Below are 21,663 nucleotides of genomic sequence, written 5' to 3' on the forward strand. Positions count from 1 at the left end.
AAACTAAAATTAAACTTTTATAATTTAGAGGAGGATTTCCTAATGGGTAAAGCTAAATTCGACCGTTCAAAGCCACACGTTAACATTGGTACAATCGGACACGTTGACCATGGTAAAACAACTTTAACAGCTGCAATCACTTCTGTACTTGCAAAAACAGGTAAAGCAGAAGCACGTGCATACGATCAAATCGATGGTGCACCAGAAGAAAAAGAACGTGGTATCACAATCTCTACTGCACACGTAGAATATGAAACAGATGCTCGTCACTATGCACACGTAGACTGCCCAGGACACGCTGACTATGTTAAAAACATGATCACTGGTGCTGCGCAAATGGACGGCGGTATCCTAGTTGTTTCTGCAACTGACGGCCCAATGCCACAAACTCGTGAACACATCCTTCTTTCTCGTCAAGTAGGTGTACCATACCTTGTTGTTTTCATGAACAAGTGTGACATGGTTGACGATGAAGAGCTTCTTGAATTAGTAGAAATGGAAATTCGCGATCTATTATCAGAATACGACTTCCCTGGTGATGACACTCCAGTTATCAAAGGTTCTGCTCTTAAAGCATTAGAAGGCGAAGCTGCATGGGAAGAAAAAATCAATGAACTTATGTCTGCAGTTGATGAGTGGATTCCAACACCAACTCGTGACACTGACAAACCTTTCATGATGCCTGTTGAGGATGTATTCTCAATCACTGGTCGTGGAACAGTTGCTACTGGACGTGTTGAGCGTGGAGTAGTTAAAGTTGGGGACGTAGTTGAAATCGTAGGTTTCACTGAAGAGCCAAAATCTACTACTGTAACAGGTGTAGAAATGTTCCGTAAGCTTCTTGATTTCGCTGAAGCTGGTGACAACATCGGTGCCCTTCTTCGTGGTGTAGCACGTGAAGATATCGAACGTGGTCAAGTATTGGCTAAACCAAAGTCAATCACTCCACACACAAAGTTCAAAGCGCAAGTTTACGTTTTATCAAAAGAAGAAGGTGGACGTCATACTCCATTCTTCTCTAACTACCGTCCGCAATTCTATTTCCGTACTTCTGACATCACTGGTATCTGTATGCTTCCAGAAGGCACTGAAATGGTAATGCCTGGTGACCACATCGAAATGACTGTTGAACTTATCGCTCCAATCGCTATCGAAGAAGGAACTAAGTTCTCAATTCGTGAAGGTGGACGTACAGTAGGTTCAGGTTCAATCACTACAATCACTGAGTAATTTGAAACTGCAGCTCCTTTGGTGCTGAGTGGATAATGACCAAACATATAAAAAGCAGATGGATGACGATCCATCTGCTTTTTTTTGTTTCTATTAAAATTGTAGTTGTATTCTTTCTGTTTGGATCTGAGAGTTATGTAGATATTCCAGTTTTTTTGGATCCACCAGTTCGTAGAATCAGGTTAAGTGTTGTGCCATAATGCTGGTTGCTGAAGACAAAATCTTTCATTAAAACATGAAATTGACCATAATTAGGGGTCTTACGGACAATTTAACTCTTGTGAACGATGCAAGTGTCCGTAAAAAGGGTTCTTACGGACAAATTCACCTTTGAGGGCGAAGTAAGTGTCCGTAATAAGAGTCCTTACGGACAATTTCGCCTTTGAGAACGAAGTAAGTGTCCGTAATAAGGGTTCTTACGGACAATTTTACCTTTTGAACGAAGTGGATGTCCGTAATAAGAGTCCTTATAATCAAAAATAATAGTTTAATCAGTGAGAAGCGTCCCTGATAAACACCAAATTCCATCGAACGAATTTAATTTAACCAAGTTTCTTCTATATAAATATTGAACTTTCAAAAATCTCTACCACCAGAATTCGGATGCTAAAGAAACTGTTAAATGAAACTTCAACTTTTATATTTAGGATATTTCTGGAGATTGATAATAACTGTTGAAAAAGTGTATATCTGCCGCTATAATAGGAAAAGTGTTCAAAACAGAAACATAAAGAAAAATATTCGTGATAGGTGTTGCGTTTGCTTTATGTTTTATGTATAATAGACAATGTTGGTCTTTGACTGCGATGATGTGAAAGGTTGCTGACACACCCGGCCGCTTTGCCATGGCGAGTGTGTGAGGGAAATTTTCACTGAGAATGTCTATTTTGAAAATAGGCGAATAAAGGAGGGAAAATAATGGCAAAACAAAAAATTCGTATCCGTTTAAAAGCGTATGATCACAGAATCCTTGATCAATCAGCAGAAAAAATCGTTGAAACAGCAAAACGTTCAGGTGCGGCAGTTTCTGGTCCAATTCCGTTACCAACTGAAAAAACTGTTTACACAATTCTTCGTGCGGTTCATAAGTACAAAGATTCTCGTGAGCAATTCGAACAACGGACACATAAGCGTCTAATCGACATCGTTAACCCAACTCCACAAACAGTTGATGCATTGATGCGTTTAGATTTACCATCTGGTGTTGATATCGAAATTAAACTTTAATCAAAATAAATGATAAATAAATTAGGAGGTGTGACTTAAATGACCAAAGGAATCTTAGGAAGAAAGATTGGTATGACTCAAGTATTTGCTAGTAATGGCAACTTAATTCCTGTAACTGTAGTTGAGGTAGCTCCAAACGTAGTTCTTCAAAAGAAATCAGTTGATAGCGACGGTTATGTTGCAGTTCAAGTTGGTTTTGAAGACAAACGTGAAAAGTTAGCTAACAAACCAGAAAAAGGCCATGTTGCAAAAGCTAATACTGCTCCTAAGCGCTTCGTTCGCGAATTCCGCGGAGATGACTTAGCAAGCTATGAAGTTGGTCAAGAAGTCAAAGTTGATATTTTCGCTGCTGGAGATATCGTAGATGTAACAGGAATCTCAAAGGGTAAAGGTTTCCAAGGTGTAATTAAACGCCACGGACAATCACGCGGCCCAATGGCTCACGGTTCACGTTATCACCGTCGTCCAGGTTCAATGGGACCTGTTGCTCCAAACCGCGTTTTCAAAGGTAAATTATTACCAGGACGTATGGGTGGAGAACAAATTACAGTACAAAACCTTGAAATTATTAAGGTAGATACAGAGCGTAACTTACTTTTAATCAAAGGTAACGTACCAGGCGCTAAAAAAGCTTTATTAAAAATTAAAGGTGCAATTAAAGCATAGTCACCCTTTTAGAAAGGAGGAACAAAGGAATGCCTAAAGTAGCATTATTAAACCAAGCTGGATCACAAGTTGGTGATATTGAACTTAATGATTCTGTATTTGGTATTGAGCCTAACCAACACGTATTATTCGAAGCAATTGTTATGCAAAGAGCTTCATTACGTCAAGGAACTCATAAAACTAAAATTCGTTCTGAAGTACGCGGCGGTGGTCGTAAGCCATGGCGTCAAAAAGGAACTGGACGCGCTCGTCAAGGGTCTATCCGTTCTCCACAATGGCGCGGAGGTGGTACTGTATTTGGTCCAACACCACGCAGCTACAGCTATAAATTACCTAAAAAGGTTCGTCGTTTAGCGATTAAATCTGCACTTTCTTCTAAAGTACTAGAAGAGAACATCTTAGTGCTAGATCTTTTAACTTTCGATGCTCCGAAAACAAAAGAATTCAAGACTGTTTTAAATGGTCTATCTGTTGAGAAAAAAGCGTTAATCGTTACTGCGGATCTTGATGAAAATGTAGCATTATCTGCACGCAACATTCCTGGTGTTACAGTTGTAACTGCTGACGGAATTAACGTATTAGATGTTGTTAATCATGACAAATTGATCATGACTAAAGCAGCGGTTGAAAAAGTAGAGGAGGTGCTTGCATAATGGATGCACGCGATATCATTAAGCGCCCCGTTATCACTGAACGTACTACTGACCTAATGGCTGAGAAAAAATATACTTTTGAAGTTGATGTTAAAGCTAACAAAACTCAAGTTAAAGATGCAATCGAAGAAATCTTTAGCGTTGATGTTGAAAAAGTAAACATCATGAACTACAAAGGTAAATTCAAGCGTATGGGAAAATTCGGTGGTTACACAAACAAACGTCGTAAAGCAATTGTAAAATTAACTGCTGATAGCAAAGAAATCGAATTCTTTGAAGCATAAGAACCTATCAAGAAGAGGAGGGAAATAAAATGGCGATTAAAAAGTACAAACCTACCTCCAATGGTCGTCGTGGAATGACTACTTCTGATTTCGCAGAAATCACAACTAGTACTCCAGAAAAGTCTTTACTTGCTCCATTAACAAGAAAAGGCGGCCGTAATAACCAAGGTAAGTTAACTGTTCGTCATCAAGGTGGCGGCCATAAGCGTCAATATCGTTTAATTGATTTTAAACGTAACAAAGATGGCATTCCAGGACGCGTTGCTACAATCGAGTATGATCCAAACCGTTCTGCAAATATCGCATTAATCAATTACGTGGATGGAGAAAAGCGTTATATCTTAGCTCCTAAAAACCTAGTAGTTGGCATGGAAGTTATGTCTGGCCCTGAGGCAGATATTAAAGTGGGTAACGCTCTTCCATTAGCAAACATTCCTGTTGGTACAGTGGTACACAACATCGAATTAAAACCAGGAAAAGGCGGCCAGTTAGTTCGTTCTGCTGGAACTAGCGCTCAAGTACTTGGTAAAGAAGGTAAATACGTACTAGTACGTTTAAATTCTGGTGAAGTTCGTATGATTCTTGCTGAATGCCGTGCAACAATCGGTCAAGTAGGTAACGAACAACATGAACTTATTAACATTGGTAAAGCAGGACGTAATCGTTGGTTAGGCAAGCGCCCAACTGTACGTGGATCTGTTATGAACCCTAACGATCACCCACACGGTGGTGGTGAAGGACGTTCACCAATTGGACGTAAATCACCAATGTCTCCATGGGGTAAACCAACTCTTGGATTCAAAACTCGTAAAAAGAAAAACAAATCAGATAAGTTCATCGTACGTCGTCGTAAAAAATAACGTGATTTTCCTACGGTTCAAAGAAAGAACCGTAGAACAGTCACGAAGGGAGGTTCCTTCATGGGTCGCAGCTTAAAAAAAGGACCATTTGTTGATGATCATTTAATGGTTAAGGTAGAAAAGTTGAACGAGACTGAAAGCAAACAAGTTATTAAAACTTGGTCACGTCGTTCTACAATCTTCCCACAATTTATTGGCCACACTATCGCAGTATATGATGGTCGCAAACATGTGCCTGTATATGTTACTGAAGACATGGTAGGACACAAGCTTGGAGAGTTCGCTCCAACTCGTGCTTACAAGGGCCATGGTAATGATGACAAGAAAACAAGACGTTAAGAGAGGAGGGCATCCAAATGCAAGCTAAAGCTGTTGCAAGAACAGTTCGTATTGCTCCTCGTAAAGCACGTTTAGTCGTAGATTTAATTCGAGGAAAGCAAATTGGTGAAGCTGTGGCGATTTTAAATCTCACACCTAAGGCTGCTTCTCCAATCGTGGAAAAAGTATTAAAATCAGCTATGGCAAACGCTGAGCACAACTATGAAATGGACGTAAACAATCTAGTTGTTGCACAAGCATTTGTTGACGAAGGACCAACCTTAAAACGTTTCCGTCCTCGCGCAATGGGCCGTGCAAGCCAGATCAACAAACGCACAAGCCACATCACAATCGTATTATCAGAAAAGAAGGAGGGATAAGCTGTGGGTCAAAAAGTAAATCCTGTCGGTTTGCGTATTGGAATCATCCGTGATTGGGAATCTAAATGGTACGCAGGCAAAGACTTCGCTACTCTTTTACACGAAGACCTTAAAATTCGTGAATACATCACGAAGCGTTTAAAAGATGCTTCTGTTTCTAAAGTAGAAATCGAACGTGCTGCAAACCGTGTAAACGTAACAGTGCATACAGCTAAGCCTGGTATGGTTATTGGTAAAGGCGGTACGGAAGTAGAAGCACTTCGTAAAGCATTAAATCAATTAACTGGCAAGCGAGTTCACATCAACATTCTTGAAATCAAGAGAGCTGACGTTGATGCGAAATTAGTTGCTGAAAATATTGCTCGTCAATTAGAAAACCGTGTATCTTTCCGTCGTGCACAAAAGCAAGCTATTCAACGTGCTATGCGCGCTGGTTCAAAAGGTATCAAAACACAAGTATCTGGTCGTCTTGGCGGTGCAGATATCGCTCGTGCTGAACATTACAGCGAAGGAACTGTTCCACTTCATACACTTCGCGCTGATATCGACTATGCTACTGCTGAAGCCGATACTACTTATGGTAAGCTTGGCGTAAAAGTATGGATCTATAAGGGAGAAGTCCTTCCTACTAAGAAGAAATCTGTGGAAGGAGGCAAATAATATGTTATTGCCAAAACGCGTAAAATATCGCCGTCAACACCGTGGTAACATGCGTGGTAACGCAAAAGGTGGTACAGAAGTGACATTCGGTGAATTCGGCCTACAAGCTCTAGAAGCTTCATGGATTACGAACCGCCAAATCGAAGCAGCACGTATTGCGATGACACGTTACATGAAACGTGGCGGTAAAGTTTGGATTAAAATTTTCCCTCACAAGCCTTACACTGCTAAACCTCTAGAAGTACGGATGGGTTCCGGTAAAGGGGCTCCTGAAGGTTGGGTAGCTGTTGTTAAGCCAGGAAAAATCATGTTCGAAATCGCTGGCGTTTCTGAAGAAATCGCTCGTGAAGCACTTCGACTTGCAATGCACAAACTTCCTGTAAAATGTAAGTTTGTAAAACGAGAAGAAATTGGTGGTGAATCAAATGAAAGCTAATGAACTTCGTGACCTTACCACTGCTGAAATTGAACAAAAAGTAAAATCTTTAAAAGAAGAACTTTTCAACCTTCGCTTTCAATTGGCGACAGGACAACTTGAAAACACAGCTCGCATTCGTGAAGTACGCAAAGCGATCGCTCGTATGAAAACAGTTGTTCGTGAAAGAGAAATCAGCGTTAACAAGTGATTATTGAAGGGAGGTTCACAGAATGAGTGAACGTAACCAACGTAAAGTTTACACAGGACGCGTTGTTTCTGACAAGATGGACAAAACAATTACAGTTCTTGTAGAAACACACAAAAAGCATTCTTTATATGGTAAACGCGTTAAGTATTCTAAAAAGTATAAAGCTCATGATGAGCAAAACGAAGCAAAAATCGGCGATGTAGTTCGTATCATGGAAACTCGTCCGCTTTCAGCTACTAAGCGTTTCCGTTTAGTTGAAGTTGTAGAAAAAGCAGTTATTATTTAATTGTTCGGATTAAGCTTCATTCCGAAGGGAGGTTACACACATGATTCAACAAGAATCACGTTTAAAAGTTGCTGACAACTCTGGTGCTCGTGAGGTTCTTACGATTAAAGTTCTTGGTGGTTCAGGTCGCAAATTTGCTGGTATTGGTGATGTTATCGTCTGCACAGTAAAACAAGCAACACCAGGTGGCGTTGTCAAAAAAGGTGACGTTGTTAAAGCAGTTATTGTTCGTACAAAGAGCGGTGCTCGTCGTCCAGACGGTTCTTACATTCGTTTTGATGAAAACGCATGTGTAATTATCAAAGATGATAAGAGCCCACGCGGAACTCGTATCTTCGGACCAGTTGCCCGCGAACTTCGCGACAACAACTTTATGAAAATTGTTTCTCTTGCTCCAGAAGTATTATAATTTTAAAATCAATTGCCTTTAAGGAGGTGCGCACAGATGCATGTAAAAAAAGGTGATAAAGTAAAAGTCATCTCTGGCAAGGATAAAGGCAAAACAGGTGTGATCCTAGCTGCTTATCCTAAAGATAGCCGTGTACTAGTTGAAGGTATTAACATTGTGAAAAAACACTCTAAACCTTCTCAAGTGAATCCACAAGGCGGAATTATCAGCTTTGAGGCTCCTATTCATGTATCAAACGTTATGCCTATCGATCCTAAAACTGGTAACCCAACTCGTGTAGGTTCCACAACGGTTGATGGCAAGAAAGTACGCGTAGCAAAATCCGGTGAAGTATTAGATAAATAGTTTAAAATTTAGAAGGGAGGTACAATAAGTGAACCGCCTAAAAGAAAAATTTGTAAAAGAAGTTACACCTGCTCTAATGAGCAAGTTCAACTATAAATCAGTTATGGAAGTTCCTAAACTTGACAAAATCGTTGTGAATATGGGCGTTGGTGACGCAGTTGCAAACGCAAAAGCACTCGATAACGCGGTTGAAGAACTAGCAACAATAACAGGTCAAAAGCCTGTCGTTACACGTGCGAAAAAATCTATCGCTGGCTTCCGTCTTCGTGAAGGTATGCCGATCGGTGCTAAGGTTACTCTTCGCGGTGAACGCATGTACGAATTCTTGGATAAATTAGTTTCCGTTTCATTACCTCGTGTACGTGACTTCCGTGGTATTTCTAAAAAAGCATTCGACGGTCGTGGTAACTACACATTAGGTATTAAAGAACAATTAATCTTCCCTGAAATTGATTACGATAAAGTAAGCAAAGTTCGTGGTATGGATATCGTTATCGTAACGACTGCAAAAACTGATGAAGAATCTCGTGAACTTTTAACTCAATTTGGAATGCCATTCCAAAAGTAATCCTTAAATAAGGGAGGCGAAAACGTGGCTAAAAAGTCAATGATTGCGAAACAACAACGCACGCCTAAATTCAAAGTACAAGAGTATACACGCTGCGAACGTTGTGGTCGTCCACACTCTGTATATCGTAAATTTAAGCTTTGCCGTATTTGTTTCCGTGAATTAGCATACAAAGGACAAATTCCTGGTGTCAAAAAAGCTAGCTGGTAAAACCCAAGTCTGGGAAGGAGGTAAAAATAATGGTCATGACAGATCCAATTGCTGATATGCTTACTCGCATTCGTAATGCGAATATGGTGCGTCACGAAAAGTTAGAAGTGCCTGCTTCTAATATGAAAAAAGAAATTGCTGAAATTTTAAAGCGCGAAGGTTTCGTACGTGACGTCGAATTTATCGAAGACAACAAACAAGGTATCATCCGTATCTTCTTAAAATACGGTGCTAGTAACGAACGTGTTATTACTGGTCTTAAGCGCATAAGCAAGCCTGGACTTAGAGTTTACGCAAAATCAACTGAGGTACCACGCGTTCTTAACGGTCTTGGTATCGCATTAGTATCAACATCACAAGGTGTTATTACAGATAAAGAAGCTCGTGCAAAACAAATCGGCGGAGAAGTTCTAGCTTACGTTTGGTAATTGAGCTTTTGAATGAATGGAGGTGCACTAAATGTCTCGCGTAGGAAAAAAACCAATTGTTATTCCAGCAGGAGTAACTGTTACTTTAAATAACAACACTGTTACAGTTAAAGGACCTAAAGGTGAACTTACTCGTACATTCCACTCTGATATCACTATCACTGTGGAAGAGAATCTTGTAACTATCACACGTCCTTCTGATGCGAAAGAACACCGCGCATTACATGGAACAACTCGTGCCGTGCTTGCGAACATGGTTGAAGGTGTATCTACTGGCTTCACTAGAGGCCTAGAGTTAATCGGGGTTGGATATCGTGCTCAAAAGCAGGGTAACAAACTTGTATTAAACGTTGGATACTCTCATCCAGTTGAGATCGAAGCTGAAGAGGGACTTGAAATCGAAGTACCTGCTAACACAAAGATCGTTATCAAAGGTACTGATAAAGAACGTGTTGGTGCATTAGCAGCGAATATTCGCGGAGTTCGTCCTCCTGAGCCGTATAAAGGTAAAGGAATTCGTTACGAAGGTGAATTCGTTCGTCGTAAAGAAGGTAAAACTGGTAAGTAATGCCGCATAGGTAAACGAAAGGAGTGACGTAAATGATTACGAAGCAAGATAAAAACGCTACTCGCAAGAAAAGACATGCTCGTGTCCGTGCGAAACTTAGCGGTACTTCTGCTCGTCCACGTCTAAATGTGTTTCGTTCTAACAAACATATTTATGCTCAAGTAATTGATGATATTAACGGAGTAACTTTAGCAAGTGCTTCTACTTTAGATAAAGACTTTGGTTTAGATTCTACTAATAACGTTGAAGCTGCACAAAAGGTCGGAGAATTAGTCGCTAAACGTGCGGTAGAAAAAGGTATCACTTCTATTGTCTTTGACCGTGGCGGATACCTATACCATGGACGTATTCAAGCATTAGCTGATGCTGCCCGTGAAAACGGCTTACAATTCTAAAAGACAAAGGAGGGACACAAAAAGATGCGTCGTATTGATCCAAACAAACTTGAACTAGAAGAACGCGTAGTCACGGTTAACCGTGTTGCGAAAGTTGTTAAAGGTGGACGTCGTTTCCGCTTCACAGCCCTTGTTGTTGTAGGCGATAAAAACGGTCACGTTGGTTTCGGTACTGGTAAAGCTCAAGAAGTACCTGATGCTATTCGTAAAGCCATCGAAGATGCAAAGAAAAACTTAGTCGAAGTACCAATGGTCGGAACTACAATTCCTCACCAAGTAATTGGACGCTTTGGTGCTGGTGAAATCCTTCTAAAACCTGCTTCTGAAGGTACAGGAGTTATCGCTGGTGGACCAGTTCGTGCCGTACTTGAATTAGGCGGAGTTGCTGATATCCTTTCTAAATCATTAGGAACTAACACTCCTATTAACATGGTACGTGCTACAATTGACGGTTTAAAACAATTAAAACGTGCTGAAGACGTAGCTAAACTACGTGGTAAATCAGTAGAAGAACTGTTAGGATACGGGGGGAAATAAAATGGCGAATAAACTATCAGTTACCCTCACTCGCAGCTTGATTGGCCGTCCTGGCGATCAACGCGAAACAGTTAAAGCTCTTGGATTACGTAAATTAAATCAAACAGTTGAGCATCCAGATAACGCTGCTATTCGCGGTATGATTACCAAAGTTGCTCACCTTGTTACAGTTAAAGAACAATAATTGATTGTTTTCTTTCATAAGGAGGTGCCAATATGAAACTTCATGAATTAAAACCTGCTGAAGGTTCTCGTAAAGAACGCAAGCGTTTAGGTCGAGGTATCGGATCTGGTCAAGGTAAAACTGCCGGTAAAGGTCACAAAGGTCAAAATGCTCGTTCTGGCGGCGGTGTACGTTTAGGTTTTGAAGGTGGTCAAACACCTTTATACCGTCGTTTACCAAAACGCGGATTTACAAACATCAACCGTAAGGAATATGCAATTGTAAATCTTGATGCTTTAAACCGCTTTGTTGAAGGTACAGAAGTTACTCCAGAACTTCTTATCGAAACAGGTGTTGTAAGTAGCGAAAAAGCAGGAATTAAGGTTCTTGCAAAAGGGACAATAGAGAAAAAGTTGACTGTTAAAGCTCACAAATTCTCCTCTGCTGCTAAGGAAGCGATCGAAGCTGCTGGTGGAAACACTGAGGTGATCTAATGTTCCAGACAATCTCCAATTTTATGCGCGTGGGTGAGATAAGACGTAAGATCATATTCACCCTTTTAATGTTAGTCGTATTTCGATTAGGTACATTTATCCCAGTACCCAATGTAAATGCTGATGTGCTTGCTAATCAAGATAAACTTAGTGTTTTCGGTATTTTAAATACTTTTGGCGGTGGAGCATTAAAACAATTCTCCATCTTTGCAATGGGTATTATGCCGTACATTACTGCTTCGATTATTATCCAGCTGCTACAAATGGATGTAGTGCCGAAATTCACAGAATGGTCTAAGCAAGGTGAATCTGGGCGTCGTAAAATTGCTCAAATTACCCGTTATTTTACTATTGTTCTTGGATTTATCCAAGCGTTAGGTATGTCCTATGGTTTTAATAACTTAGCTGGTGGTCAGTTGATTGAAAATCCTGGAATTGGCACTTATCTTTTAATTGCAGTTGTCTTAACAGCTGGTACATCATTTTTAATGTGGTTAGGAGAGCAGATCACCGAAAAAGGTGTTGGTAATGGAATTTCTATTATCATCTTCGCTGGAATCGTTGCTGGAATGCCTTCTACTATTAATCAAATTTATGTTCAGCAGTTTGAGAATGCTGGGGAAGCATTATTCTTGCGAATTGTGACTGTAATTCTAATAGCACTTGCTATTATTGCTATCGTCGTTGGTGTTATCTTTATCCAACAAGCAAATCGTAAGATACCTATTCAATATGCAAAACGCGTAGTTGCAGGACGTAATCCTGTTGGAGGACAATCTACCCACATGCCATTAAAAGTTAATGCTGCGGGTGTAATACCGGTAATCTTTGCCGTTTCTTTTATTGTAACGCCAAGAACAGTTGCTTCGTTTTTCCCAACTAATGATGTAACACTTTGGATTACTAAAGTTTTTGACTATTCTCATCCAATCGGGATGACGTTATATGCGGCCTTAATTATCGCGTTTACTTATTTCTATGCCTTTATTCAAGTTAACCCTGAACAAGCAGCGGAGAACTTGCAAAAGCAAAGCGGCTATATTCCTGGAATTCGTCCAGGAAAGAGTACGCAAGAATACTTAACGCGTGTCTTATACCGTTTAACTTTTGTTGGTGCAATCTTCCTAGCAGTTATTGCAGTATTACCTATGTTATTTATTAAAATAGCTAATCTTCCGCAATCTGCTCAAATTGGTGGAACTAGTTTGCTTATCGTTGTCGGTGTTGCGCTTGATACGATGAAACAACTTGAAGCACAATTAGTTAAACGTCATTATAAAGGTTTTATTAAATAAAGGTTTTAGGGGCCAATGCGCCCTAAAACCCATTAAAAAGCACGAGGGGGGAACACGTGTGAATTTAGTATTAATGGGGCTTCCGGGTGCCGGTAAAGGTACTCAAGCTGAAAGAATCGTAGAGCAATACGGCATCCCTCATATCTCTACTGGAGATATGTTCCGTGCAGCGATGAAAGAAGGAACAGAACTAGGTTTACAAGCGAAGTCATTCATGGATAAAGGCGAACTTGTTCCTGATGAAGTAACAATTGGCATTGTTCGTGAGCGATTAAGCAAGGAAGATTGTCAAAAGGGATTCCTTTTAGATGGCTTTCCTAGAACTGTACCTCAAGCAGATGCGTTGGAAAATCTATTAGTTGATTTAAATAAAAAAATTAACTATGTAATTAATATTAATGTTGATAAAGAATTACTAATGGAACGTTTGACTGGACGTCGAATTTGTAAAGAATGTGGATCTACTTATCATCTTATCTTTAATCCTCCTGCAAAAGAGGGTGTCTGCGACAAATGTGGCGGAGAACTGTACCAAAGAGCAGATGATAATGCAGAAACCGTTCAAAATCGTTTAGACGTAAATATCAAACAACAAGAACCATTATTAACTTTTTATGAAACTAAAGGTTATCTTCGTACAATTGATGGTCAGCAGGATATTAATAAGGTATTCGCTGATATCGAGCGTTTACTTGGGGAATTACATTAATGACCATAGGTAAATCTGTACGAGCGACTCTCGACCATCTCTTCACTAAGATTCAAAAGTATGTGGAAGCAAATCGCTTTTCTATTGTACGGAGTATGTAGGACCGAGAGTTGGGCAAGACTTACATGTGGAATTAGTAATTCCTAAATATGTAGAATTTACTTGCGGACAGAAGCAAAACAATATGTTAATATTATAAGGTTGCTATTTGAGTACGAATAAGAAGAGTTGTATTTTATTCACAATTTTTGAATTGAGAAGGGAGACGAGATCGATGGCCAAAGATGATGTAATTGAAATTGAAGGTAAAGTCATTGAAACATTGCCGAATGCAATGTTTAAGGTAGAATTAGAAAATGGTCATACCGTGCTAGCGCATGTTTCTGGTAAAATACGAATGCATTTCATTCGGATCCTTCCGGGTGACAAAGTGACTGTTGAGCTTTCTCCATATGACTTAACACGCGGAAGAATTACTTACCGCTTTAAATAATGCTTGCACTCCGTACTACTAAGGAGGTTAGGATAATAATGAAAGTAAGACCATCTGTTAAACCGATCTGCGAAAAGTGTAAAGTTATCCGTAGACGCGGAAAAGTTATGGTTATCTGTGAAAACCCTAAACATAAACAAAAACAAGGTTAATTTTGAAGGAGGTGCGCTATAATATGGCACGTATTGCTGGTGTAGATATTCCACGTGAAAAACGTGTAGTTATCTCTTTAACTTACATTTATGGAATTGGTAAAAATACTGCACAAAAAGTATTAGCAGACGCTGGTGTTTCTGAAGATACACGTGTACGTGATTTAACAGAAGACGAATTAAACAAAATCCGTGACATCATCGACAAGTTAAAAGTTGAAGGTGACCTTCGCCGTGAAATTTCTCTTAACATTAAGCGTTTAATGGAAATCGGCTGTTACCGCGGATTACGTCATCGTCGTGGTTTACCAGTTCGTGGACAAAATACGAAAAACAACGCTCGTACTCGCAAAGGTCCTCGTAAGACTGTAGCGAACAAGAAGAAGTAATCGGCAAAGGAGGTAATTTAAATGGCACGTAAAACAAATACACGTAAACGTCGTGTTAAAAAGAATATTGAATCGGGTATTGCTCATATTCGTTCAACTTTTAACAATACGATCGTAACTATTACAGATGTACATGGTAATGCAATTTCATGGTCAAGTGCTGGTGCGCTTGGATTTAGAGGTTCTCGTAAATCTACACCATTTGCTGCACAAATGGCGGCTGAAACAGCAGCTAAGACTTCTATTGAAAATGGTATGAAAACTCTTGAAGTTACTGTTAAAGGGCCTGGTGCAGGACGTGAAGCTGCAATCCGTGCTCTTCAAGCTGCTGGTCTTGAAGTAACTGCAATCAAAGACGTTACACCTGTTCCTCATAATGGATGCCGTCCACCAAAACGTCGTCGTGTTTAATTTTTCTGTATAGATTTTGTATCATATGTCTATAATGGGATATGATATTAATTTTTTGCACTCTTACAGAAGATTTATTCCAGTTGTTGTGCACAAAACGGGAACGTATACATGGGGACTTTACATTAGTCTATACGCTAATTTGAAGTTTCGACGTTTTGAAGGAGGGTTATTTGATGATCGAAATAGAAAAACCAAAAATCGAAACGATTGAGATCAACGACGATGCCAAGTACGGCAAATTTATCGTAGAGCCACTTGAGCGTGGATATGGTACCACTTTGGGTAACTCCTTACGTCGTATCCTATTATCTTCACTCCCAGGTGCCGCGGTTACATCGATTCAAATCGATGGGGTACTTCATGAGTTCTCAACAATTGAAGGCGTCGTGGAGGATGTAACATCCATCATCCTAAACATTAAAAAATTAGCTTTAAAAATCTACTCTGATGAAGAGAAGACGCTTGAATTTGATGTACAAGGTGAGGGACCTGTATTAGCCGGCAATATCACACACGATAGTGATGTTGAAGTGTTAAATCCAGATCTTCATATTGCAACCTTAGCGTCAAATGGTCATCTTCGCATGCGTTTAACAGCTAAACGTGGACGTGGTTATACACCAGCTGTTCAAAACAAAAGAGAAGACCAGCCAATCGGTGTTATTCCTATTGACTCGATCTTTACACCTGTTTCACGTGTAATGTTCCATGTGGAAAATACGCGTGTAGGTCAAATGTCTAATTTTGATAAATTGACCATTGATGTTTGGACGGATGGAAGCACTGGACCTAAAGAAGCAATTGCTCTTGGTTCGAAAATTTTGACTGAGCATTTGAATATTTTCGTTGGATTAACTGATGAAGCTCAAAATGCTGAAATTATGATAGAAAAAGAAGAAGATCAAAAGGAAAAAGTTCTAGAAATGACTATTGAAGAACTCGATCTTTCTGTTCGTTCTTATAACTGCTTAAAACGTGCTGGTATCAATACTGTTCAGGAATTAGCTAATAAGACTGAAGAAGATATGATGAAAGTTCGTAATTTAGGCCGCAAGTCACTTGAAGAAGTGAAGGCAAAACTAGAAGAGCTTGGATTAGGCTTACGCAAAGACGACTAGTCAATTGTTAGGCTATTAATCCGACTTATGACTTCAACAAAGGAGGGAACCCTTCATGGCATACAGAAAGTTAGGACGCACAAGTGCACAGCGTAAAGCTATGCTACGTGATTTAACTACAGATTTAATTATCAACGAGCGCATTGAAACAACAGAAACTCGTGCGAAAGAAATTCGTGTGACTGTTGAAAAAATGATCACTTTAGGTAAACGCGGTGATTTACATGCTCGTCGTCAAGCTGCTTCATATGTACGTAACGAAGTTGCTGATGCTGAAAACAATACAAGTGCAGTACAAAAACTTTTCACTGATATCGCTCCACGTTATACTGAGCGTCAAGGTGGATATACTCGTATTATGAAACTTGGACCACGCCGCGGTGACGGTGCACCAATGGTTATTATCGAGTTAGTTTAATAGCTATTAACAGACAACAAGGGCGCTGGACAGTTTTGTAACAAACTTGTTCTTTGCCCTTTTTCTGTAATTGAATTCTATATCTTGTAAGACCCAAGCCCAAAAGAGTGTTATGATGAGCGTAACTCCAACTTGTTGGAGAACTAAAAAGTTTTTCCCTGAATTTATATAGTCATCCATTTCATTGACTGATTTCATAAGACTTTTATTCTGCCGCATCCTTAGGATGTGTGAATTGAATTACGACTCGTCTAGCTCATGCACCTCCTCCCATTTCTTTATTGAAATTCCTTATTTGCAGCCCTGTCATTGCTGCCTAGGGACGAGGTGCAGGCTTTTTTTTATATGTAAAGAATTTAGAGCAGAGAATAGTTTAGCTGAGAGGGGGAATATCCTAATGAAAAATTCAATTGTATCCCTTAATGGAATATCGTTCCAATACGACATACAAGAACGCTATGCGCTGAATAATGTCTCGTTTGATATTTATGAGGGAGAATGGCTAGCAATCGTTGGACATAATGGGTCAGGTAAATCGACGATGGCAAAACTTCTAAATGGCCTGCAATTTCCTCAATCAGGTCAAATTCATGTTTGCGGCATTAAGCTTGATGAAGAATCAATTTGGGATATCCGCAAAAGAATCGGGATGGTGTTTCAAAATCCTGACAACCAATTTGTTGGGACCACTGTTCAGGATGATGTGGCTTTTGGTTTAGAAAATAACGGAATTCCTAGAGACGAAATGGTGAAAAGAGTCGAGGATTCGTTAAAGAGGGTTAAGATGGATAAGTTTCTACATCAAGAGCCCCACCATCTATCTGGCGGCCAAAAACAACGTGTAGCGATAGCTGGTGTACTTGCTTTACGACCGTCGATTATCATTTTGGATGAGGCAACATCCATGCTTGATCCAAGGGGACGGGAAGAAGTATTGGAGACTGTTCGATTATTAAAAGAAGAGAAGTCCTTAACGGTGATCTCGATTACTCATGATTTAGAAGAGGCAGCCAAAGCTGATCGTATTATTGTGATGAACAAAGGTGAAGTCTTTCGAGAGGGAACACCTGAAGAGATTTTTTCCATGGATGAACAATTAGTTCAATTAGGCTTGGATATTCCGTTTTCAGTAAAAATAGGTAAAGCATTTCGGGACAAGGGTATTCAACTATCGAGGCACTATTTATCGGAAGAAGAGTTGGTGACAGAGTTATGGACATCTCGCTCAAGCACGTAGATTATCGTTATCAAGCAAATACACCTTTTGAACGATTGGCCATTGAAGACGTTTCAATTGATATTCCAACGGGAGTGTACATGGCTATAATTGGCCATACCGGTTCAGGGAAGTCAACCGTCCTGCAGCATTTAAATGCGCTCCTGCAACCAACAAAAGGGTCAGTATCGATTGGTGAACATGAAATTAAAGCCTTACAAAAAAATAAAAATTTAAAGAAGATACGTCAAAGGGTGGGAATCGTTTTTCAATTCCCTGAACATCAATTGTTTGAAGAAACGGTGGAAAAGGACATTATTTTTGGCCCGATGAATTTCGGTGTTTCTGAAACTGATGCTAAGGAACGGGCACGGATTGCGTTAAAGCAAGTTGGGTTAGAGGAAGAAATTCTTGAAAAGTCACCCTTTGATCTTTCTGGGGGACAAATGCGGCGTGTTGCCATCGCTGGTGTACTTGCCATGGAGCCCGATGTCATTGTTCTGGACGAGCCAACTGCAGGGTTAGATCCTAGAGGCCGTAAAGAGGTTATGGATATGTTTTACTCCCTTCACCAAGAAAGAAGACTGTCTACCATTCTGGTAACGCATAGTATGGAGGATGCAGCCAGATATGCAGACCAAATTGTCATTATGCAGCAAGGGAAAGTCGTCAAGAAAGGGACACCGGAGGAGATCTTCTCAGCACCCGTCGAACTTGTTGAAATGGGACTTGATGTTCCCGAAGTCGTCCGATTTCAACTAAAACTTGAGGATAAATTAGACATTAAATTTGAAAAAATTTATTTAACCATCGACGAGCTGTCTACTGCAGTCTCAAAGGTTTTAAGTAGAGGTGTCCGCTTATGATGGAAAAAATGATTTTTGGTCGCTATGTACCTGCCGATTCGATGATTCATAAGATGGATCCGCGTTCCAAATTAATGGTTATCTTTCTTTTTGTCTGTATTATTTTTCTAGCAAACAATGTGGTCACCTATGCACTTATTGGTATTTATACTTTTTTCATGCTTGGAATGTCTCGTGTTCCGGTACGCTTTCTTTATGGGGGACTTAAGCCGGTTATCTGGCTCGTCCTATTTACATTAGTTCTCCAACTATTATTTACAAAAGAAGGCGCTCTTTTATATGAGCTGGGACCGGTTAAGATTTATGAGGAAGGGGTCAGACAAGGGATATTTATTGCCTTACGATTCTTTTTCTTAATTCTCATGACGTCGTTGTTGACGTTGACTACCACTCCCATTGAAATCACGGACGGACTGGAAACGTTGTTGCATCCTTTAAAAAAGGTGCGTTTTCCTGTCCATGAGATGGCGTTAATGATGTCGATTTCATTGCGTTTTATTCCAACACTCATGCAGGAAACAGATAAAATTATGAAAGCGCAAATTGCCAGAGGTGTGGAATTTGCCAGCGGACCGTTTAAGGAACGCATCAAGGCCGTCATTCCACTGTTGATCCCTTTGTTTGTTAGTTCCTTTAAACGGGCAGAGGAATTGGCCATCGCGATGGAGGCAAGAGGCTATCGTGGTGGAGAGGGTAGGACAAAGTACCGGGAGTTATCCTGGAAAAAAACAGATTCCCTTCAGTTGGTCCTTTTAGTCCTTTTAACGATTCTGTTATTTTTATTACGTTCATAATGGAGCGAGAAGATGCCAAGGTATAAATGTATCATTTCCTATGATGGTTCTGGATTTTCGGGTTATCAGGTTCAGCCGAATAAGCGGACCGTGCAATCTGTATTAGAATCTGTTTTAACAAAAATGCATAAAGGCAAAGAAGTGAAGGTCTTCGCTTCTGGTCGAACGGATGCGGGTGTCCATGCAAAAGGACAAGTGATTCATTTTGATTCCCCACTTCAAATTCCTGAAGAAAAATGGGAAAAAGCGTTGAATTCACTGCTTCCTGAGGATTTGTCTGTTCTTTCAGTTGTATCGGTGGAGGAGTCTTTTCATGCGCGATTTGATGCGAAAGGCAAGGAATACCGCTATGTACTTCATTTATCTTCAAAGTGGGATCCCTTTCGGCGGAAATTTGCTTATCAATATCCATTCCCTTTAGATTTGAATGCGATGGAGGAAGCAAGTAAATTTTTCCTAGGTACTCATGACTTTACTAGTTTTTGTGCCGCAAAAACAGAAGTGGTAGATAAAGTTCGAACAATTGAAACGATTGATTTTACCCGCGAAAATGAATTATTGACGATCCGCTTTGTGGGAAATGGCTTTTTATACAATATGGTTCGTATTTTGGTGGGAACTTTATTAGAGGTCGGATCAGGTGAACGCAGCCCAGAGGATATCCCGATTATTTTAGCGCATAGGGACCGGAAGTACTCTGGAAAAACAGCTCCTGGCCACGGTTTATATCTTTGGGAAGTATTTTATGAATAAAATAATCTAAACAACTTTACCTGGTGTAACATTTTCTTGACATATCGGCCAGTAGAACTTATTATATTATATGTGCGTGTTTTTAATCCCACGATAAAGCCCCGGAAAGTCTTCATCGTGATTGAAAATATATGAATACAAACTTAACCGCACAAGGGTATTAGATGTTCATTCCCGGAACAGAATCGAATTCTAATTACTTTAAAAGTGCGAAAACAATAATCTTTTATGGATTTAAATTAGGAGGGAAACTCATGCGTACAACGTTTATGGCAAATGCCAACACTATCGAGCGTAAATGGTACGTAATTGATGCTGAGGGCAAAACTCTTGGACGTCTTGCTTCTGAAGTAGCATCAATTTTACGTGGTAAAAACAAACCAACTTTTACACCACATGTTGACACTGGTGATAATGTAATCATTCTTAACGCTTCTAAAGTAGAACTTACTGGTAAGAAATTAACTGACAAGATTTACTACCGTCACACTAATCACCCAGGTGGTTTAAAGCAAAGAACAGCTCTAGAAATGCGTACTAACTATGCTGAGAAAATGATCGAGCTTGCTGTTAAAGGTATGCTTCCAAAGAATTCTCTTGGCCGTCAAATGTTTAAAAAATTACATGTATATGCTGGCAGCGAACATCCGCACCAAGCACAACAACCTGAAGTTTACGAACTTCGCGGTTAATAAAGAGGGAGGGAATTAACTTGGCACAAGTTCAATATATCGGTACAGGTCGCCGTAAGAGTTCTGTCGCACGTGTGCGTTTAGTACCAGGCACAGGTAAAATTATTGTTAATGGTCGTGAAATCGAAGATTATATCCCATTTGAAGCTTTACGTGTTGTTGTAAGACAACCATTAGTAGCTACTGAAACTGTTGGAAGCTACGATGTTCTTGTAAACGTAAGCGGCGGTGGATACACTGGTCAAGCTGGAGCAATCCGTCATGGTGTTGCTCGTGCATTATTACAAGCTGACCCTGAATTCCGTCCAACATTAAAGCGCGCTGGATTATTAACTCGTGATCCACGTATGAAAGAACGTAAGAAATACGGTCTTAAAGGTGCTCGTCGTGCGCCTCAGTTCTCAAAACGTTAATTATCAACGTTTCGAAGGCTCTCAACCATTTTGGTTGGGGGTCTTTTTTTGTTCGAAAATTGCTTTTGACCACATTTTGACCGCGAAAATATTTTTTGACCGCAAATCAAAACTCAAGGTACCTCTGGAACTTTTTCGCTGTTTGCTCTTTTAGAGTGTTTGTGACGTGTGTGTAGATGTTCATCGTCATTTTTATATCTTCATGTCCTAACCTTTCCTGAACCTCCTTTTACTCGCCCCAGCTTCGAATAATAATGATGCATGTGTATGACGTAACCCATGGATGGTTATTCTGTGAAGATTGTATTTTTTAATCACAATGTCAAGTTTCTCATTAGGATATGCTAAACGAATAGGAGTACAGTCATCCCGTGTAAAAACCATGTTGTTATAATCTGTGGTATTTCTGACGGCTATATTAGCCTCCAGTTGTCGTATACGCCATTTTTTTAATAATGAGAGGATTTGGAGACTATCCAAGCTAATTAAACGTTTAGATTTGGCTGTTTTAGGCGTTTGGAAAAGAAACATAAGTTATTGTATCCAGTTCTAGGAATTGCCCCTAATGTTCCTGCAGGGTGAAAAAATATTCTTTTTTTGGATATTAAAACCATTAGAATGCATACTAAAATAA

The 21,663-nt window shown here is 39.9% G+C and carries 36 protein-coding genes; all 36 read left to right on the forward strand.

The features are described 5' to 3' along the window. Window positions 1-42 precede the first annotated feature (42 nt). The 36 genes from tuf (at window position 43) to rpsI (ending at window position 21,029) form a co-directional block, all read left to right on the forward strand. Window positions 43-1,230, forward strand: a complete 1,188-nt coding sequence (gene tuf, locus ACJ004_RS25660) for an elongation factor Tu (RefSeq protein WP_410895963.1) — start codon at window positions 43-45, stop codon at window positions 1,228-1,230. A gap of 918 nt (window positions 1,231-2,148) precedes the next feature. Further along, the gene (rpsJ, locus tag ACJ004_RS25665) at window positions 2,149-2,457 is read left to right on the forward strand and encodes a 30S ribosomal protein S10 (RefSeq protein ID WP_026565521.1); all 309 of its coding nucleotides are present in this window, start codon (window positions 2,149-2,151) and stop codon (window positions 2,455-2,457) included. 39 nt (window positions 2,458-2,496) lie between these two features. Further along, the gene (gene rplC / locus ACJ004_RS25670; RefSeq protein WP_410895964.1) at window positions 2,497-3,123 is read left to right on the forward strand and encodes a 50S ribosomal protein L3; all 627 of its coding nucleotides are present in this window, start codon (window positions 2,497-2,499) and stop codon (window positions 3,121-3,123) included. Between the two features lie 29 nt (window positions 3,124-3,152). Next, the gene (gene rplD, locus ACJ004_RS25675) at window positions 3,153-3,776 is read left to right on the forward strand and encodes a 50S ribosomal protein L4 (protein ID WP_410895965.1); all 624 of its coding nucleotides are present in this window, start codon (window positions 3,153-3,155) and stop codon (window positions 3,774-3,776) included. Next, the gene (rplW, locus tag ACJ004_RS25680; protein ID WP_410895966.1) at window positions 3,776-4,060 is read left to right on the forward strand and encodes a 50S ribosomal protein L23; all 285 of its coding nucleotides are present in this window, start codon (window positions 3,776-3,778) and stop codon (window positions 4,058-4,060) included. The genes rplD and rplW overlap by 1 nt, the downstream gene beginning before the upstream one ends. Before the next feature lie 29 nt (window positions 4,061-4,089). Continuing rightward, the gene (gene rplB, locus ACJ004_RS25685; protein WP_410895967.1) at window positions 4,090-4,920 is read left to right on the forward strand and encodes a 50S ribosomal protein L2; all 831 of its coding nucleotides are present in this window, start codon (window positions 4,090-4,092) and stop codon (window positions 4,918-4,920) included. A gap of 60 nt (window positions 4,921-4,980) precedes the next feature. After that, window positions 4,981-5,259: a 30S ribosomal protein S19 gene (rpsS, locus tag ACJ004_RS25690; RefSeq protein WP_026565526.1), complete on the forward strand. Its 279-nt coding sequence runs from the start codon at window positions 4,981-4,983 to the stop codon at window positions 5,257-5,259. Window positions 5,260-5,276: 17 nt separating this feature from the next. After that, entirely contained in the window at window positions 5,277-5,618 is a 342-nt protein-coding gene (gene rplV, locus ACJ004_RS25695) for a 50S ribosomal protein L22 (RefSeq protein ID WP_026565527.1), read from the forward strand. Between the two features lie 3 nt (window positions 5,619-5,621). Continuing rightward, the gene (gene rpsC, locus ACJ004_RS25700) at window positions 5,622-6,278 is read left to right on the forward strand and encodes a 30S ribosomal protein S3 (protein WP_026565528.1); all 657 of its coding nucleotides are present in this window, start codon (window positions 5,622-5,624) and stop codon (window positions 6,276-6,278) included. Between the two features lies 1 nt (window position 6,279). Next, a complete protein-coding gene (gene rplP / locus ACJ004_RS25705) occupies window positions 6,280-6,714 on the forward strand; it encodes a 50S ribosomal protein L16 (protein ID WP_026565529.1) in 435 nt (144 codons plus the stop codon). After that, window positions 6,704-6,904 (forward strand): 50S ribosomal protein L29, encoded by a 201-nt coding sequence (rpmC, locus tag ACJ004_RS25710; RefSeq protein ID WP_007085282.1) that lies wholly within the window; start codon window positions 6,704-6,706, stop codon window positions 6,902-6,904. Before rplP ends, rpmC begins: the two co-directional genes overlap by 11 nt. 22 nt (window positions 6,905-6,926) lie before the next feature. Further along, a complete protein-coding gene (rpsQ, locus tag ACJ004_RS25715; protein WP_410895968.1) occupies window positions 6,927-7,190 on the forward strand; it encodes a 30S ribosomal protein S17 in 264 nt (87 codons plus the stop codon). A 40-nt stretch (window positions 7,191-7,230) separates the two neighbouring features. After that, window positions 7,231-7,599 carry a 50S ribosomal protein L14 gene (gene rplN / locus ACJ004_RS25720; RefSeq protein ID WP_026565532.1) on the forward strand — a complete coding sequence of 123 codons (369 nt, stop codon included), beginning with the start codon at window positions 7,231-7,233 and terminating at the stop codon, window positions 7,597-7,599. Window positions 7,600-7,635: 36 nt separating this feature from the next. Beyond that, window positions 7,636-7,944, forward strand: coding sequence for a 50S ribosomal protein L24 (gene rplX, locus ACJ004_RS25725; RefSeq protein ID WP_410895969.1), 309 nt, complete (start codon window positions 7,636-7,638; stop codon window positions 7,942-7,944). A 28-nt stretch (window positions 7,945-7,972) separates the two neighbouring features. Then, complete coding sequence (gene rplE / locus ACJ004_RS25730; protein ID WP_410895970.1) at window positions 7,973-8,512, forward strand: 50S ribosomal protein L5; 540 nt, start codon at window positions 7,973-7,975, stop codon at window positions 8,510-8,512. Between the two features lie 24 nt (window positions 8,513-8,536). Continuing rightward, window positions 8,537-8,722, forward strand: a complete 186-nt coding sequence (gene rpsN, locus ACJ004_RS25735) for a 30S ribosomal protein S14 (RefSeq protein WP_007085277.1) — start codon at window positions 8,537-8,539, stop codon at window positions 8,720-8,722. 29 nt (window positions 8,723-8,751) lie between these two features. Further along, a complete protein-coding gene (gene rpsH, locus ACJ004_RS25740) occupies window positions 8,752-9,150 on the forward strand; it encodes a 30S ribosomal protein S8 (protein WP_218350793.1) in 399 nt (132 codons plus the stop codon). Window positions 9,151-9,181: 31 nt separating this feature from the next. Beyond that, window positions 9,182-9,718, forward strand: coding sequence for a 50S ribosomal protein L6 (rplF, locus tag ACJ004_RS25745; protein ID WP_410895971.1), 537 nt, complete (start codon window positions 9,182-9,184; stop codon window positions 9,716-9,718). Window positions 9,719-9,750: 32 nt separating this feature from the next. Then, complete coding sequence (gene rplR / locus ACJ004_RS25750) at window positions 9,751-10,113, forward strand: 50S ribosomal protein L18 (RefSeq protein WP_410895972.1); 363 nt, start codon at window positions 9,751-9,753, stop codon at window positions 10,111-10,113. A gap of 24 nt (window positions 10,114-10,137) precedes the next feature. Beyond that, a complete protein-coding gene (rpsE, locus tag ACJ004_RS25755) occupies window positions 10,138-10,650 on the forward strand; it encodes a 30S ribosomal protein S5 (protein WP_026565538.1) in 513 nt (170 codons plus the stop codon). Window position 10,651: 1 nt separating this feature from the next. Beyond that, window positions 10,652-10,834, forward strand: a complete 183-nt coding sequence (gene rpmD, locus ACJ004_RS25760) for a 50S ribosomal protein L30 (RefSeq protein ID WP_026565539.1) — start codon at window positions 10,652-10,654, stop codon at window positions 10,832-10,834. Between the two features lie 32 nt (window positions 10,835-10,866). Beyond that, window positions 10,867-11,307 carry a 50S ribosomal protein L15 gene (gene rplO / locus ACJ004_RS25765; protein WP_410895973.1) on the forward strand — a complete coding sequence of 147 codons (441 nt, stop codon included), beginning with the start codon at window positions 10,867-10,869 and terminating at the stop codon, window positions 11,305-11,307. Continuing rightward, window positions 11,307-12,602 carry a preprotein translocase subunit SecY gene (gene secY, locus ACJ004_RS25770; protein WP_410895974.1) on the forward strand — a complete coding sequence of 432 codons (1,296 nt, stop codon included), beginning with the start codon at window positions 11,307-11,309 and terminating at the stop codon, window positions 12,600-12,602. Before rplO ends, secY begins: the two co-directional genes overlap by 1 nt. A 58-nt stretch (window positions 12,603-12,660) precedes the next feature. After that, window positions 12,661-13,311 carry an adenylate kinase gene (locus ACJ004_RS25775; RefSeq protein WP_410895975.1) on the forward strand — a complete coding sequence of 217 codons (651 nt, stop codon included), beginning with the start codon at window positions 12,661-12,663 and terminating at the stop codon, window positions 13,309-13,311. A 274-nt stretch (window positions 13,312-13,585) separates the two neighbouring features. Continuing rightward, a complete protein-coding gene (gene infA, locus ACJ004_RS25780; protein ID WP_007085268.1) occupies window positions 13,586-13,804 on the forward strand; it encodes a translation initiation factor IF-1 in 219 nt (72 codons plus the stop codon). A 38-nt stretch (window positions 13,805-13,842) separates the two neighbouring features. After that, window positions 13,843-13,956: a 50S ribosomal protein L36 gene (rpmJ, locus tag ACJ004_RS25785; RefSeq protein WP_000868344.1), complete on the forward strand. Its 114-nt coding sequence runs from the start codon at window positions 13,843-13,845 to the stop codon at window positions 13,954-13,956. A 23-nt stretch (window positions 13,957-13,979) separates the two neighbouring features. After that, on the forward strand, window positions 13,980-14,345 hold the full coding sequence (gene rpsM / locus ACJ004_RS25790; RefSeq protein WP_090767670.1) for a 30S ribosomal protein S13: 366 nt from the start codon (window positions 13,980-13,982) through the stop codon (window positions 14,343-14,345). Between the two features lie 21 nt (window positions 14,346-14,366). Beyond that, complete coding sequence (gene rpsK / locus ACJ004_RS25795) at window positions 14,367-14,756, forward strand: 30S ribosomal protein S11 (protein ID WP_007085266.1); 390 nt, start codon at window positions 14,367-14,369, stop codon at window positions 14,754-14,756. A gap of 176 nt (window positions 14,757-14,932) precedes the next feature. After that, window positions 14,933-15,877, forward strand: a complete 945-nt coding sequence (locus tag ACJ004_RS25800) for a DNA-directed RNA polymerase subunit alpha (protein WP_335699408.1) — start codon at window positions 14,933-14,935, stop codon at window positions 15,875-15,877. Between the two features lie 55 nt (window positions 15,878-15,932). Next, window positions 15,933-16,295: a 50S ribosomal protein L17 gene (gene rplQ, locus ACJ004_RS25805; RefSeq protein ID WP_410895976.1), complete on the forward strand. Its 363-nt coding sequence runs from the start codon at window positions 15,933-15,935 to the stop codon at window positions 16,293-16,295. A gap of 397 nt (window positions 16,296-16,692) precedes the next feature. Next, window positions 16,693-17,532, forward strand: coding sequence for an energy-coupling factor ABC transporter ATP-binding protein (locus ACJ004_RS25810; protein ID WP_410895977.1), 840 nt, complete (start codon window positions 16,693-16,695; stop codon window positions 17,530-17,532). After that, complete coding sequence (locus tag ACJ004_RS25815) at window positions 17,508-18,377, forward strand: energy-coupling factor ABC transporter ATP-binding protein (protein ID WP_410895978.1); 870 nt, start codon at window positions 17,508-17,510, stop codon at window positions 18,375-18,377. Before ACJ004_RS25810 ends, ACJ004_RS25815 begins: the two co-directional genes overlap by 25 nt. Then, window positions 18,374-19,171 (forward strand): energy-coupling factor transporter transmembrane component T family protein, encoded by a 798-nt coding sequence (locus tag ACJ004_RS25820; RefSeq protein ID WP_410895979.1) that lies wholly within the window; start codon window positions 18,374-18,376, stop codon window positions 19,169-19,171. The genes ACJ004_RS25815 and ACJ004_RS25820 overlap by 4 nt, the downstream gene beginning before the upstream one ends. Window positions 19,172-19,183: 12 nt before the next feature. Next, window positions 19,184-19,924 carry a tRNA pseudouridine(38-40) synthase TruA gene (truA, locus tag ACJ004_RS25825; protein ID WP_410895980.1) on the forward strand — a complete coding sequence of 247 codons (741 nt, stop codon included), beginning with the start codon at window positions 19,184-19,186 and terminating at the stop codon, window positions 19,922-19,924. Between the two features lie 254 nt (window positions 19,925-20,178). Then, entirely contained in the window at window positions 20,179-20,616 is a 438-nt protein-coding gene (rplM, locus tag ACJ004_RS25830) for a 50S ribosomal protein L13 (RefSeq protein ID WP_218350803.1), read from the forward strand. Window positions 20,617-20,636: 20 nt separating this feature from the next. Beyond that, a complete protein-coding gene (gene rpsI / locus ACJ004_RS25835) occupies window positions 20,637-21,029 on the forward strand; it encodes a 30S ribosomal protein S9 (protein WP_026565721.1) in 393 nt (130 codons plus the stop codon). Window positions 21,030-21,663: the final 634 nt, after the last annotated feature.

The organism is Neobacillus sp. 204, assembly GCF_046562815.1.
Lineage (GTDB): Bacteria > Bacillota > Bacilli > Bacillales > Cytobacillaceae > Neobacillus.

Coding starts and splice junctions, on each gene's coding strand:
- rplF (WP_410895971.1), top strand. CDS start 9,182: ATGTCTCGCGTAGGAAAAAAACCAATTGTTATTCCAGCAGGAGTAACT.
- rpsJ (WP_026565521.1), top strand. CDS start 2,149: ATGGCAAAACAAAAAATTCGTATCCGTTTAAAAGCGTATGATCACAGA.
- rplW (WP_410895966.1), top strand. CDS start 3,776: ATGGATGCACGCGATATCATTAAGCGCCCCGTTATCACTGAACGTACT.
- ACJ004_RS25820 (WP_410895979.1), top strand. CDS start 18,374: ATGATGGAAAAAATGATTTTTGGTCGCTATGTACCTGCCGATTCGATG.
- rplP (WP_026565529.1), top strand. CDS start 6,280: ATGTTATTGCCAAAACGCGTAAAATATCGCCGTCAACACCGTGGTAAC.
- rplN (WP_026565532.1), top strand. CDS start 7,231: ATGATTCAACAAGAATCACGTTTAAAAGTTGCTGACAACTCTGGTGCT.
- rplM (WP_218350803.1), top strand. CDS start 20,179: ATGCGTACAACGTTTATGGCAAATGCCAACACTATCGAGCGTAAATGG.
- secY (WP_410895974.1), top strand. CDS start 11,307: ATGTTCCAGACAATCTCCAATTTTATGCGCGTGGGTGAGATAAGACGT.
- rpsS (WP_026565526.1), top strand. CDS start 4,981: ATGGGTCGCAGCTTAAAAAAAGGACCATTTGTTGATGATCATTTAATG.
- tuf (WP_410895963.1), top strand. CDS start 43: ATGGGTAAAGCTAAATTCGACCGTTCAAAGCCACACGTTAACATTGGT.
- rplC (WP_410895964.1), top strand. CDS start 2,497: ATGACCAAAGGAATCTTAGGAAGAAAGATTGGTATGACTCAAGTATTT.
- infA (WP_007085268.1), top strand. CDS start 13,586: ATGGCCAAAGATGATGTAATTGAAATTGAAGGTAAAGTCATTGAAACA.
- ACJ004_RS25810 (WP_410895977.1), top strand. CDS start 16,693: ATGAAAAATTCAATTGTATCCCTTAATGGAATATCGTTCCAATACGAC.
- rplD (WP_410895965.1), top strand. CDS start 3,153: ATGCCTAAAGTAGCATTATTAAACCAAGCTGGATCACAAGTTGGTGAT.
- rplV (WP_026565527.1), top strand. CDS start 5,277: ATGCAAGCTAAAGCTGTTGCAAGAACAGTTCGTATTGCTCCTCGTAAA.
- rpmD (WP_026565539.1), top strand. CDS start 10,652: ATGGCGAATAAACTATCAGTTACCCTCACTCGCAGCTTGATTGGCCGT.
- rpmJ (WP_000868344.1), top strand. CDS start 13,843: ATGAAAGTAAGACCATCTGTTAAACCGATCTGCGAAAAGTGTAAAGTT.
- rpsE (WP_026565538.1), top strand. CDS start 10,138: ATGCGTCGTATTGATCCAAACAAACTTGAACTAGAAGAACGCGTAGTC.
- ACJ004_RS25815 (WP_410895978.1), top strand. CDS start 17,508: ATGGACATCTCGCTCAAGCACGTAGATTATCGTTATCAAGCAAATACA.
- rplR (WP_410895972.1), top strand. CDS start 9,751: ATGATTACGAAGCAAGATAAAAACGCTACTCGCAAGAAAAGACATGCT.
- rpsK (WP_007085266.1), top strand. CDS start 14,367: ATGGCACGTAAAACAAATACACGTAAACGTCGTGTTAAAAAGAATATT.
- ACJ004_RS25800 (WP_335699408.1), top strand. CDS start 14,933: ATGATCGAAATAGAAAAACCAAAAATCGAAACGATTGAGATCAACGAC.
- rplB (WP_410895967.1), top strand. CDS start 4,090: ATGGCGATTAAAAAGTACAAACCTACCTCCAATGGTCGTCGTGGAATG.
- rplQ (WP_410895976.1), top strand. CDS start 15,933: ATGGCATACAGAAAGTTAGGACGCACAAGTGCACAGCGTAAAGCTATG.
- rplX (WP_410895969.1), top strand. CDS start 7,636: ATGCATGTAAAAAAAGGTGATAAAGTAAAAGTCATCTCTGGCAAGGAT.
- rpsM (WP_090767670.1), top strand. CDS start 13,980: ATGGCACGTATTGCTGGTGTAGATATTCCACGTGAAAAACGTGTAGTT.
- rpsH (WP_218350793.1), top strand. CDS start 8,752: ATGGTCATGACAGATCCAATTGCTGATATGCTTACTCGCATTCGTAAT.
- rpsQ (WP_410895968.1), top strand. CDS start 6,927: ATGAGTGAACGTAACCAACGTAAAGTTTACACAGGACGCGTTGTTTCT.
- rpmC (WP_007085282.1), top strand. CDS start 6,704: ATGAAAGCTAATGAACTTCGTGACCTTACCACTGCTGAAATTGAACAA.
- rplO (WP_410895973.1), top strand. CDS start 10,867: ATGAAACTTCATGAATTAAAACCTGCTGAAGGTTCTCGTAAAGAACGC.
- truA (WP_410895980.1), top strand. CDS start 19,184: ATGCCAAGGTATAAATGTATCATTTCCTATGATGGTTCTGGATTTTCG.